General features: G+C 60.9%; 12 protein-coding genes. 10 read left to right on the top strand and 2 right to left on the bottom strand.

Annotation, left to right across the window (positions count from 1 at the left end; genetic code table 11):
* Positions 1-501, bottom strand: coding sequence for a hypothetical protein (locus GRS80_RS15675; RefSeq protein ID WP_160048381.1), 501 nt, complete (start codon positions 499-501; stop codon positions 1-3).
* A 137-nt stretch (positions 502-638) separates the two neighbouring features.
* Between GRS80_RS15675 and GRS80_RS15670 the strand changes: the two genes are divergently transcribed.
* The 10 genes from GRS80_RS15670 (at position 639) to GRS80_RS15625 (ending at position 11,471) form a co-directional block, all read left to right on the top strand.
* Positions 639-890, top strand: a complete 252-nt coding sequence (locus GRS80_RS15670; protein ID WP_160048380.1) for a BolA family protein — start codon at positions 639-641, stop codon at positions 888-890.
* A 126-nt stretch (positions 891-1,016) separates the two neighbouring features.
* Entirely contained in the window at positions 1,017-1,478 is a 462-nt protein-coding gene (locus tag GRS80_RS15665) for a PH domain-containing protein (protein ID WP_160048379.1), read from the top strand.
* Between the two features lies 1 nt (position 1,479).
* Positions 1,480-3,162, top strand: a complete 1,683-nt coding sequence (locus GRS80_RS15660; RefSeq protein ID WP_160048378.1) for a PH domain-containing protein — start codon at positions 1,480-1,482, stop codon at positions 3,160-3,162.
* A 164-nt stretch (positions 3,163-3,326) separates the two neighbouring features.
* Positions 3,327-4,742 carry a class II fumarate hydratase gene (locus GRS80_RS15655; protein ID WP_160048377.1) on the top strand — a complete coding sequence of 472 codons (1,416 nt, stop codon included), beginning with the start codon at positions 3,327-3,329 and terminating at the stop codon, positions 4,740-4,742.
* A 233-nt stretch (positions 4,743-4,975) separates the two neighbouring features.
* Positions 4,976-5,209: a transcriptional regulator gene (locus GRS80_RS15650; protein WP_160048376.1), complete on the top strand. Its 234-nt coding sequence runs from the start codon at positions 4,976-4,978 to the stop codon at positions 5,207-5,209.
* Between the two features lie 1,708 nt (positions 5,210-6,917).
* Positions 6,918-7,310, top strand: a complete 393-nt coding sequence (locus GRS80_RS15645) for a DUF5805 domain-containing protein (protein ID WP_160048375.1) — start codon at positions 6,918-6,920, stop codon at positions 7,308-7,310.
* Complete coding sequence (locus GRS80_RS15640; protein WP_160048374.1) at positions 7,300-8,346, top strand: tyrosine-type recombinase/integrase; 1,047 nt, start codon at positions 7,300-7,302, stop codon at positions 8,344-8,346. The genes GRS80_RS15645 and GRS80_RS15640 overlap by 11 nt, the downstream gene beginning before the upstream one ends.
* A 244-nt stretch (positions 8,347-8,590) precedes the next feature.
* Positions 8,591-9,541, top strand: a complete 951-nt coding sequence (locus GRS80_RS15635) for an extracellular solute-binding protein (RefSeq protein ID WP_160048373.1) — start codon at positions 8,591-8,593, stop codon at positions 9,539-9,541.
* The gene (locus GRS80_RS15630; protein ID WP_160048372.1) at positions 9,538-10,356 is read left to right on the top strand and encodes an ABC transporter permease; all 819 of its coding nucleotides are present in this window, start codon (positions 9,538-9,540) and stop codon (positions 10,354-10,356) included. Before GRS80_RS15635 ends, GRS80_RS15630 begins: the two co-directional genes overlap by 4 nt.
* Positions 10,353-11,471 carry an ABC transporter ATP-binding protein gene (locus GRS80_RS15625; RefSeq protein ID WP_160048371.1) on the top strand — a complete coding sequence of 373 codons (1,119 nt, stop codon included), beginning with the start codon at positions 10,353-10,355 and terminating at the stop codon, positions 11,469-11,471. Before GRS80_RS15630 ends, GRS80_RS15625 begins: the two co-directional genes overlap by 4 nt.
* 65 nt (positions 11,472-11,536) lie before the next feature.
* Here GRS80_RS15625 and GRS80_RS15620 read toward each other — a convergent pair whose 3' ends face one another.
* Complete coding sequence (locus GRS80_RS15620) at positions 11,537-12,463, bottom strand: hypothetical protein (RefSeq protein WP_160048370.1); 927 nt, start codon at positions 12,461-12,463, stop codon at positions 11,537-11,539.
* Between the last annotated feature and the right edge of the window lie 50 nt (positions 12,464-12,513).

Genomic DNA, 12,513 nt, shown 5'->3' with positions numbered 1-12,513 from the left:
TCACTGTGGACTCTCTCCAATCGAGTTCTCGAGCGCTTGTTCGACCGCGCGAACGGCGTTTGCGCCCTCGAGTCGCTCGACGACGACGACCATCGTCCCGTCACCGACGGCCGCCGTTCCCGGATCGATCCCCTCGAGTGTGAGACGCTTGAGTGCATCTCCGAGCGCCGCCGCGTCGACCTCGCCAGTGGCGACGATCGCCGTCCGATCCCCGCCGTCGGCCCCGAGGGAGACGCCGCCGACCGAGACGAGTGCGTCGTCGGTTTCTGGATCGACGGGCCCGACGCCACTTTCCATCCGAACGCGAGCCTCACGTGCCGACGTCTCGTACGCCGGGAGTTCCGATGCGTATCGTCGGAGGGCCGTCGCGACCGCGTCCGTCTCGCCGTCGACCGCGAGAAACCGGGCAGCGGCGGTGTAGTTGACGACGTCGGCGCGAAGCGCCGCGACGAGAAACGGATGCTCGTCGACGGCGCGTCGAGTTGCTGCTGCCAGTGACATGCTCATCAGCGGGGGCTACGACACCATAAACGCGACGCCCGTCTCTCGGGCAGGGGAGACGAAGCGTGATATCGCACGGATGTGGTCGACGCGGACAGACCGCGGCGCTTTTGCCGCGAGCGCACGTTCGATCCGGTATGAACCCCGACGACGTCGAAGCGCTCATCGAGTCGGAACTCGAGGACGCTGACGCGACAGTCACGTACGCCCGCGACGAGCACGATGACGACCACCTCGCGGCGACGGTCGTCTCACCCGCGTTCGAGGGACTCCCGCTGGTCCAACAACATCAGACGGTGTACGACGCCCTCGACGGCCACATGACGACGGATATCCACGCGCTCGAGCTTTCGACGTACACGCCCGAGGAGTACGAGGAGGGAACGTAGCCAGTGGCTCGTTCGCGAGACGTTTCGATTGCCCGACACGATACGAGGGGTCGAACCGGAGTTCGAGCCGTCTCACGGGCTGAACGGAACCGCAGGTTTATCCTTCGCTCCTGATACGATACTCGTATGGAATCGCTTCATCCGCGGATCCGGCTGCTCTGGATCGCACAGTGGGCGATCGCGGTGGTCGTCATCGGCGCGATCATCGCCGTCGTGAGCCGGCTATTCGTCGACGTCCCGTCTGTCGCTCTCGGGGTGGTCGTCGTCGCCGGAATCGCGATCGCGGCCGGTTACGCGATTCGTCTCTACCAGGCCTGGCGATTCGAACTTCAGTCTGACGCACTCTACCTCGAGCGCGGCGTGATCACGTTCGTCGAGACCGCAGTGCCGTTCGTTCGCGTCCAGCACGTCGACACGCAGTTTGGCCCCATCGAGCGTCTACTCGGTCTCTCGAGCGTGGTCGTCTACACTGCCGGTTCCCGAAACGCAGACGTTCGGATCCCTGGGCTCACGCCGGATCGCGCGCGAGAGTTACAGGATACGCTCCGCGAACTCGCCGTCGAGAGCGAAGCCGACGACGCCGTCTAACATGAATCGACTCCACCCACTCAGTGCGGTGACGATGGTGCTCCAGCAGGCGGTCACGTGGGTGACGATTCCGTTCTTCCTCGTCGTCTTTCTCTCTGGAATCGTCGACGTCGTCGAGTACTCCTGGGTGTTCGTGCTCGTGCCGCTCGGATTGCTCCTGGGCACCACCTACGCTCTCGTGTACTACTACCGCTTCGAGTACGGGATCACGCCCGACACGTTCGACGTCCGTTCGGGCGTCTTCTCCCGTCGGTCTCGGGAGATTCCCTACGGTCGAATTCAGAACATCGACATCGCCCGTGGCGTCGTCCAGCGGTTGCTGGGACTCGCCGTCGTCTCAATCGAAACCGCAGGCGGCGGAAACACCGAGGCGACTCTTCGGTTCGTCAGCGAAAGCGAAGCGAATCGCCTGCAACACCAGATCCGACGACGAACCGCCGAGGCGACGGAACGTCGTCGCCGGCGAGCCGACATCGACTCCGATGCGGTCGAATCCGGCGAGTCACCGCTTCCCGACGATTCCGTGGCCGGAACGCCCGGCGAAGAGTCGGCTTCGGATCCGGACTTCGAACGCGCCGACGGGACAGCGACGGCCGAATCCGGTCCCCAGATATCCGAATCCGACTCGCGGACGTACGAATCCCACCGTCGACGGCTGTTCGACCTCGAGGCGAGGGAACTGCTGCTGTACTCGTTTACGTCTTTTCGACCCGCAGCGGTCGCCGCAGTGTTGTTCGTCTTCTTTCTCGCGACGGACACGATCCTCGACGTTCTCGTTACGATAGCCCAACCTGTCGGCGGCCCCGAGGATCTCGAAAACGGGACGACGGGCAGCTACGGCGTGCTCACGATCGTCTCGATGGTCAACGGGCTCGTGATCACGTACCTGTTGAGTGTCGCGTACACGTTCGCGACGTACTACGACTTCCAACTCGGACGGATCGACGAAGACTTCGTCTACGAACGGGGACTCCTCCAGCGCTACAGCGGATCGATCCCCGTCGAGAAGGTCCAGTCCGTGACGGTCACCGCCAACCCGGTTCAGCGACTCATCGAATACGCGGGTCTCTGGGTCGAAACTGCGGGATACGGGCCCGACAGTGGATCCGGGAGCCAGTCGGCCGTTCCGCTGGCCGATCGAAGACGAGTGTACGCCTTTACCGAAAATCTCACCGGCGTCGAACGACCGAGATTCCACACCCCACCCACTATCGCTCGGCGCAGGTATCTCGTCCGCTACTCGCTGATCGCGGCGGCCATCGTCGCAGTCGCGTTCGGAACCGCCTGGGCGACACCCCTCGAGCGGTGGTATCTCGCCGCGGTCGTCTTCCTCGTCGTTCCGCCTGCCGCTCACTTGCGGTACGTGAACCTGGGGTATTACGTCGGCGAGGACCACCTCGTCGTTCGACGCGGGTTCTGGCGACGACGGACCACCGTGATCCCGTACTACCGGATCCAGACGGTCTCGACGCGCCGATCGATCTTTCAGCGTCGGCTCGGTCTCGCCTCGCTCGTGATCGACACTGCCAGTTCGCGCACGTTCTACTGGGCGACGCCGACGATCTACGATATCGACCTCGAGGACGCACGAGAGGCTAACGGGGTCGGTCGAACGCGTCTGCAGTCGGCGCTTCGGGAACGGGCGCAGTCGGACGACGTCGGACTCTCCGTCGATTTCACCTGAGACGGTCTGTCGTCCGTCAGTACCGGTGGGCCCACGTCCCGTTTTGCAGACCCACCGGCGACCGGCCCAGTAGTCCGTACGAGACGGGTCAAACCCGTGTGAACGTCGACACCTGACGTGGTCGTTTCGGTGGATTTTACCCCACCCACCGTGAGCCTCCGACTATGAGTGACGAAGACGATTATCGAATCGAAGCGGACAGTCTCGGCGAGATGCGCGTTCCGACGGACGCCTACTGGGGGGCACAGACTCAACGTGCCATCGAGAACTTCCCCATCTCGGGAATCTCCTTCGGGCGGCGGTTCGTCCGTGCACTCGGCGTCGTAAAGAAGGCGGCGGCACAGGCAAACCGCGATCTCGGGCTGGTCGACGACGACGTCGCCGAGGCGATCATCGAAGCCGCCGACGAGGTCATCGCCGGCGAACACGACGACCAGTTCCCGGTCGACGTCTTCCAGACCGGCTCCGGGACGTCCTCGAACATGAACGCGAACGAAGTCATCGCCAACCGCGCTGCCGAGATCATGGGCGCGGAGATCGGCGATCGCGTCGTCCACCCGAACGACCACGTCAACTACGGCCAGTCGTCGAACGACGTCATCCCGACCGCGATGCACGTCGCCTCCCTCGAGGCCGTCGAGAAGGACGTCATTCCCGCGCTGGATACCCTGCGCGAGTCGCTAGAGCAGAAAGAAGCGGAGTTCGACGACGTCGTCAAGACCGGCCGTACCCACCTGCAGGATGCGACGCCGGTCACACTCGGACAGGAGTTCGGTGGCTACCGCACGCAAGTCGAGAAGGGGCTCGCCCGCGTCGACAAGGTCCGCGAACACCTCGCAGAACTCGCCCTCGGCGGCACCGCGACCGGCACCGGACTCAACACCCACGAGGAGTTTCCCGGCCGCGCTGCCGAGTACATCACCAAGGAGACCGGCGTCCAGTTCCGCGAGGCCGACAACCACTTCGAGGCCCAGGCGGCCCACGACGCGATGTCCGAGGCCCACGGCGCGCTGCGCGTCGTCGCTGGCTCGCTGAACAAGATCGCCAACGACCTTCGACTGCTCGCGTCCGGCCCCCGCAATGGACTAGGTGAGATCGAACAACCCGAGAACCAGCCCGGTTCGTCGATCATGCCCGGCAAAATCAACCCGGTCGTCGCCGAGGCCGTCAACCAGGTTCACAAGCAGGTCGTCGGCAACGACGCCGCCGTTTCGGCTGGCGCCGCCGAGGGTCAGATCGACCTCAACCTCTACAAGCCCGTCCTCGCGCACAACTTCCTCGAGTCCGCAGAACTCATCTCGAACGCGAGTCAGGTCTTCGCCGACCGCTTCGTCGACCCGCTCGAGGCTAACGAGGAGTACTGCACAGAGCGCGTCGAACAGTCGATGGCGATGGCAACCTCGCTGAACGTCCACATCGGCTACGACAAGGCCAGTGAGGTCGCGAAGACGGCGATCAAAGAGGACAAGACCGTCCGCGAAGTCGCCCTCGAGAAGGATTATCTCGACGCCGAGGAGGCCGACGAGGTGCTCGACCCCGCGAAGATGACCGAGCGCGGAATTCTCGGCCGCGACGAGTAGCCTCGGACTGTCAGCATACTGTTTGTATTCTGCCATAGCGTGTCACCGGATACGCCGCGGGGTCAGTTCGACCGAACCTGACACGTAACGAACCGTCGACTCGAGTCCCAGTACCTGGTGGGAGATTCTCGTTTGGCGATACCCGAATCGTCGTAGCAGGGCCAGATCACCGACGTTCACGGCGGAATAAACAAACCCAAGCAGTTTTGGGGGATGCTGGCGTCAGACGACATATGCACACCTGTCGTAACTGCAACCAGTCGTTTCAGACCGAGCTGGCCCTCGAGTTACACCGGGATACCTGTAAGAACGGACAACTATTCTGTCAACTCTGCGGTGACAGATTCCGCGAGCGGGATGCGACCCAGGACGGGTGGCACTACGACTGCCCGAACGAGGACTGCGAAGGCGAAGGACTCAAACAGGATCTGTATCACGTAGACGACGTTCGGACGGCCACGCACTGATCGATTCTGTTCTCTCCGCTCGCTCGATTCTACGAAGTCCCGTCTCGACATTCGGCATACAGCTCGACGTCCAGGCGTTCGGTCACGGCGGTGCACCTGACGACGGTCGCTTTCTGACCGATCTCTGTTCGGCAGTATCGGGAGGCGATGTACCGAATCGCTGCGTTTTCGATCGCGTTCGGAACGAGCCCTGGATCACTCCCACCGAGTGGAGGACACAGACCCACTATCGATATAGCATTATACGATTTATTTGGGGAGACACCATCACTCGAGGCGACCGCGTCGTATGAGTGTCAATTGCACACTGACGACCGCTGTCGCCACCGATCCGTGACCCCCCAGGAGCTCGGTTCAAGCGGTGTACTCGGCCACGGCCCGATCGCGGTCGTCGTACCGATGTCGGTGTGCTCACAGACTGAGAGCGGTTGCCTCGCCGATCGTCCGTCTATCACTGTGTGTCGAGAGAGTTCCCGACGTTGACGACGGTGACGTGACGCGTCACGTGTCGATGATACTGTGAACGTCGGTTTAGGCAACCGGGCGTGACTCGAGTCGCCTGTCTCCCCTAGTGCTTTGGCACGCCTGCACTGCAGGTTCGAATTCGGTGGTGTGGTTCGATTCGACCCTGCAGTCGACGTTTGTCGGAGTACTAGTCGGCAGCGAGACTCACGGTGTCGAGACGTTCTCGAACCGCTTTGGAATCTCGGGTGACCAGCTCCTCGTGTTCCACCGAGACAGGAAACGGCGGTCGGCCTCGTCCTCGAAATTCGAAGACGTTCGATAGCGAGGCGGATCGTCGATTCGCCGACCAATGGAGAGCGTCGCGCCAAGTGGTGCCACGAGAGCGTTACTCTCGTGACCGCCAGTAGTCGGTGGCGTGTCGACCAGTGATACCTGCACAGATCCTGCCTGTGGAACGTGAGGCCGCTCGCAGAATCGTCCTCGGTCGTATGATCGCGCGAGGCCGAGGGGGCGACGACGGAGAGCGGTCGAAGGCTTCTCGACCAGCCGTCCGCCCACAACCTATCGGTTTCTGGGTCACTCGATGTAACCGCAACGACAGCCCCCAGCGAAACGCTGTGGTGATCACGGGTAATTCTTCGTCTCCTGGGTCACAGGAACCGTTGTCTCGCTCGCGACCCCTCCTATGGCTTTATTCTACCTTCTGATCTCGAGGCGATTGTGAGGCCGGAGACGGCCGGTAAATCCACTCCTGTCGATCGCTCGTGTACTAGCACTTCGAGGCCAGTCGTCCGAACGCGTGACTGGTTCTCGCCCGGTGGGCCTTCGACACCAATGGCCCCCACCTCCGAGCGAGAAGCCGGTCGATCCGCTCTGCTCGTCGAGCGCCTGGCCCAGCTCGAGACGACACGTCGACCGACGCTCGATCGGCACCGAGATGGTCCATCCTCGCGGGTGGCGTGTCGCATTCTCCCGATCGTATAAGAAACTCGAGTGTTCGATAGAGCAGTTCGACGAGAGATGTGACCGTCTGTGACCGGTTTCAGCCGTGCCGTCTCAAGATTAGATCTCAAATGGTGAGGTCACAGTTCAGAGAAAATTATCTGAAATGGTGATGCACTGATGAACTATATCTCGAACCATACTATCTATAGGGCGGTAATTCTACTAGTGTGGGTTCGGATAAGATACCTTAGACGGAATAGTAGGATACATTGATACTCCTCGAGCGTGATGGGTTTTTATGGCGGAATCACCGGATACCGAACGCACGTCCGTCAGTACCTATCTGCCTGCGTACCAAAAGGTCGAGTGGGAATCACACGCCGAGGAACTCGGAATGAGTCAAAGCGAGTTCGTCAGAACGATGGTTCAAGCCGGGCGAAAGGGGTTCGACTCCGCGAGCGAGGAACCTACTTCTGAGGGGTCAGACCCTGGGGGTAACGCCCTCGAAAGACGGGTCCTCGAGTTGTTGTCGACTGACACGTATTCCTGGGAGGAGTTGTTGGACGCGGTCAGTGACGACATCGAATCCAGACTCGACGACGCCATCGGCGAGCTCCAGGCTGACAACCGGATTCGGTACAGCGGACGTCACGACGGCTACGTTCTCGTCGAGGGTGACGATGTCGACTGAGACGACCCCACAGAACGTAGACGATCCGATCGGGTACTTCCTCGAGGACCAGCGATACCACGGCAAGAGCGAACGAACGCTCGAGGCCTACGAGCGCGTTCTCCGGGCGTTCGAGTCCTTCGCCCGCGAGGAGTTCGCGGTCGATTCCCTCGAGGGCAGTTCTCGCCGGGAGTGTATGGCGTGGGTCCACTCCTTGCGTGGCGAGTACGAACCGAGCACGATCGCGACCTACGCCTCGTATCTGAACCGGTTTTTCGACTACATGAACCGGATCGGGGTGTTCGAGTCCAATCCGATGGCGCTGGTCATGGAGGAACTGTCCGAGTCGATCGATTCGAACCCGACCAGACGCGACGTCTCGATCCCCGACATGCGCTCGTTCGTCGGCGCGATCGGCCACCCGCTCGAGCGTGCGGTGGTACTCACGCTCTTGAAAACCGGGATTCGAGTCGGTGAGCTTTGCAATCTAGATCTTCGGGATCTCCATCTCGCGGTCGACGAACTCACGTTCGAGTGGAACGCTCGTACCGAACTCGATCGACGGCCATCGTCGGTCTTCGTTTCCTCGGAGCCGGTCCGCGGAACCGTCGTCAACGGCGAGGAACGAACCGCGTCGAACAAACGCAAACGGGATACGGTCGTTCCCGTCGACGACGAACTCGATCGTGCGCTCGTCGAGTGGCTCGCGATCCGTCCCGACCCGGTCTCGCCGGCCCGACCGCTGTTTGTCGATACGCAGACGTCGTGGGGACGACGACTCACGACCGCCGACGTGCGCTATATCGTCGAGAAGCACGCTCGCGAGTTCGGCTGGTACCGGACTGGTGGCGGCACGACCGAGAACGTAACACCACACTACTTCCGCCACTTCTTTACGACGCACTTGCGGGATCGGACGGGTGATCGGGGTGTCGTTCAGTATCTTCGTGGAGACGTCGCGAGCGACGTGATCGACACGTACACCCACGACTGGGGAGACCGCGTACGGGAGACGTATCTCGAGAATATTTACTCGATGAGAATGCGCCAATCGTGAGAGACATCCGATCGCATAACCCGATTCCGGTCGAAATTATTCGTCCGATACTCAACCAATAAATCTTATTTCGCTATACTAAACTGGCAGGGTGAACGTTTTGGACCACTGTTCTCCCATCCATCCGACGGCGTATGCGTTGAGCAGTGGGGCAACGACCACTCGAGCCTGTAAGTACATTTGGTTTCACTAGTGCCAAAACATAACTGGTAAAGATTATATGCGTCGGTGCCAGACTGATCGTATGCCCTTCAGTGACGCTCGTAACCGAAGTGCAGTGAGTCGTCGCGAGGCCCTCCTCACAGCAGGCAGTCTCGGCGGTACGACTTTCGCGGGCTGTTTGGGATCTAATTCTCGCTCAGTAAGCGTTTTGTCAGCCGGTAGCCTCGCACGCACGTTCGAAGATCACGTCGGACCAGCGTTCGAGGAAGAAACCGGTGTCGAGGTTCATGGAGAATATTATGGAGCTAACGCGGTAATGCGAATGGTCGAAGATCGAACGAAACATCCCGACGTCATCGTGAGTGCCGACGCAACACTTCTCCGAGACCGACTGTACGGCGAGTTTACCGACTGGGACGTCGAATTTGCAGCGAACAGCGTCGGCATCGGATATAACCAGGAGACGGAGTTCGGGCAGGGACTTGATTCCGGTAAACCGTGGTATCAGTTAGCTTTGGAGACGAACGAAGGTGATATTGCGATCGGTGACCCTGATCTCGATCCGCTTGGATATCGTGCCGTTCAGGCGTTCGAGCTGGCAGAAACCGAACACGGTCTTGAGGAGTTCCGGGAGACAATGATGGATCTCGTTTACGAGGAGCCGGAAGAGCCCCAGATGATGGCCGGGGTGGAAGCCGGCTCTCGAGCAGGAGCCATCGTCTATCGCAATATGGCGATCGATCACGGCATGCCGTTCTTCGAGTTTCCCGACGAGTACAACTTTGCAAACCCCGAGTTGGCAGACCACTACGCGACCGTCGAGTTTACCACGGCAGAGGAAGGGTACACCGCGCACGGACGTCCAGTAATATACAACGCAACGGTGAACGACGGAGCCGACGAACCCGACGCTGGCCACAGACTCGTCCAGTTTCTCATCGACGAATCCGACTTGCTCGTTGATGCGGGGCTGACGGTCGGAGACAGCTTACCGCGCCCCGAAGGCGACGTTCCGGAGGAGATCGACGTATGAGTCTCACCAGAATTGTTCCAAGCCAGCAGTCCAACCGACTGCCGGAACTACTCGTTCCCGCGCTCTTGGGCGCGCTCATTCTCGTCTACTTTGCAATCCCGTTCGTCGCGTTTCTAGCTCGGAGTGGGCCAGCAAACGTCGTCGCAGGGTTGTCCTCACCCGAAGCACAACGAGCGATTCACAACTCGCTGATAACCGCCCCAATTTCGACACTGATCGCGGCCGTTTTCGGCATCCCACTCGCCTACGTCCTCGCTCGAACGTCGTTCGTCGGGAAGCGATTCGTCGAGGCGCTCGTGATCTTACCGCTCGTCGTCCCACCTGTCGTCGGTGGTGCAATGATTCTTACTGCCGTCGGGCGCTTTACTCCGATCGGTTCCGCTGTGGCAACCCTCGGCATCTCACTCACCGATAGTTTGATCGGCGTCGTTCTCGCACAGACGTTCGTCGCCGCTCCGTTCGTGATTATCACCGCCCGTGCCGGGTTTGGCGCGATCGACGAACGGTTAGAGCAGGCCTCTCGCTCGCTCGGATACGGCCCGCTTTCGACGTTCTGGAACGTCTCACTGCCACTCGCTCGTGGGGCAATCGTCGCGGGGATCATCCTCACCTTCGCACGAGCAATCGGCGAGTTCGGCGCGACGATGATGGTCGCGTACAATCCACGGACGATGCCGACCCGGATATGGGTCGACTTCATCGCAGGTGGTATCGATTCGATCGTGCCGCTTGCACTCGCATTACTCGGAATTACGCTTGCGGTCCTTGCGGCAGTTCAACGGTTCGGACGCGTACCGACGGTGATCGATCAATGATTCTCGAACTCGATCAGTTGACACACCGATACGGTCATGAACTGGCAGTCGACGACGTCTCGTTCGGACTCAACGAGGGCGAACTCGTCGCCGTGCTCGGTCCGAGTGGGTGTGGAAAGACGACCCTCGTCCAGGCAATCGCCGGTCACGTCCAGCCGACGGCGGGACGGGTAGTACTTCGTGACCGAGACGTGACTGGTGAGGCTCCCGAGGATCGTCATGTCGGGATCGTCTTTCAGCAATCGACGCTCTATCCCCACATGACCGTCAACGAGAACGTCGCCTACGGCCTCGCTGCTCGTGGTATCGAACCGACTCAGCGGGATAAACGAGTACGTGAATATCTCGAGTTAGTTGCTCTCTCCGAGAAACGGGATGCCCATCCCTCGGAGCTGAGCGGCGGCCAACGACGCCGGGTCGAAGTAGCCCGAGCACTGGCCCCACAACCAGACGTGTTGTTACTCGACGAGCCGCTATCGGCACTCGATCGACAGTTACGTGAGCGACTGCGAGACGAAATCGCCCGAATTCAGGCTGAAACAGGCGTGACAACCCTATTCGTCACCCACGATCAGGAGGAGGCGATGGCGCTTGCCGATCGACTCATCGTCATGAACGATGGTCGCGTTTCCGGTTCTGGAGCCCCTCGAGTGTTGTACGAATCACCGCCGACACCGTTCGTGGCGTCGTTTCTCGGGCGATCGAACACGTTCCCGGCGACAGTCGTTTCTCAGCTTCCACCCGTCCTTCGAGTAGGTGATCGGACGTTTAGCCTCCCCAGCGGGACGATTACCGCGTCTGAAGGGACGGCCGTTACGTGTCACGTCCGTCCGGACAGGCTCTCCGTGTCCGATCCCGATGCAACTGACAACGGTTCTGCCCTGTCACTCCCCGGCGAAGTCGTGGCTATCGCGGACGTCGGCCGCCGATACGACGTGAAGATCCAGGCCGAAACTGGGCCCCAGTTCGTAGTGGAGACGATGGAACGTCCACCGGTATCCGGTGAGGCGGTCACGGTCGAACTGCCACGAGATCGAATAACGATATTCGAGTCCGCGACTCACGACAGTCAAGAATCGACTCCCCGGTCCGACACCGAAGAATACGATGACTGAGACCACCTCGGAAGGGGAAAACACCCCGCAAACTCGTTTCCGTGACCACACTGCCGAACACGGGTTTACGGTTCGACTGCTAGTTTCGTCTCGAGATCGGGTCCGTTCAGGATGGCACGGACTGCCTCGGCGGTCTCGGTGACTTCCGGCGTCGTCTCGAGCAACACCGTCTCGCTCGGGAAAAGCTGTTCGCCCAACAACAGCCCGTGATCGCGGGCAGTCGAACCCGTCACCGTCAGATAGATGCCGACCCCAGTTTCGGCGATCGCCGCCTCCTCATCTCGGCCGTTTTCGGGATATCGGAAGTCGATACCCTCGAGCGTTTGCGTGCCGAGGACGGCCCGAACGAGGCGTTCGTATCGCGGTTCGATACACAGGGGACCGTCGTAGGATTCGACAAACGCACGATCGAGCGCTGACCCGGACGGCGCGACCGCCGGCGTCGCCATCAGCGTGTGATAGACGGTGTCACCGAGACCCGTTACGACGCGAACGTCAGACTCGGCAGGATCGATCCGGGCGTTGACGTCGGCGATCCGATCGAGTGGCTCCGGGCGAAGTTCAACGACCTCCTCGAGAACGAGATCGGCGCTGTCGAACCCGAGTGCGAACTCGTGAGTGCGAAGCGCGCGAAACGGTTCCTCGCGGCCGACGAGTTGAACGTCAGTTCCGTTCGGAACGCCGTCGATACCGTCGACCGGGAGAGTGACGCTGTCGAAGACGATCCGTCGGGGTTTCCCCGCGCGGTCGTCACGGACGAGCGTGTACTCGGGTGCCGTCGGATCCGAGACGGTACTGTACTCGGCGAGACGCTGGTAGACGTCTTCCTCGTCCGGCGTCAGATTCCCCTTCGTGAGTGCCTTCTCGTGTCGGAGCGTCGAAGAGATCTCGTCGGCGAGTCCCGGCACGTCGAGTCGACGAGCGAACCGATCGAGTACCGACTCGAGAGGGCGGCCTTTTCGAGGAACGGCGATCGGAATCGTCTCGCCCATCGGGCGGATTTCGTACGGCGGCGGATAAACGAGTTGCGTTTCGACCGCGT

Source organism: Natrialba sp. INN-245 (assembly GCF_009807105.1).
Lineage (GTDB): Archaea > Halobacteriota > Halobacteria > Halobacteriales > Natrialbaceae > Natrarchaeobius > Natrarchaeobius swarupiae.
This window is presented reverse-complemented; position numbering and strand designations above follow the sequence as displayed.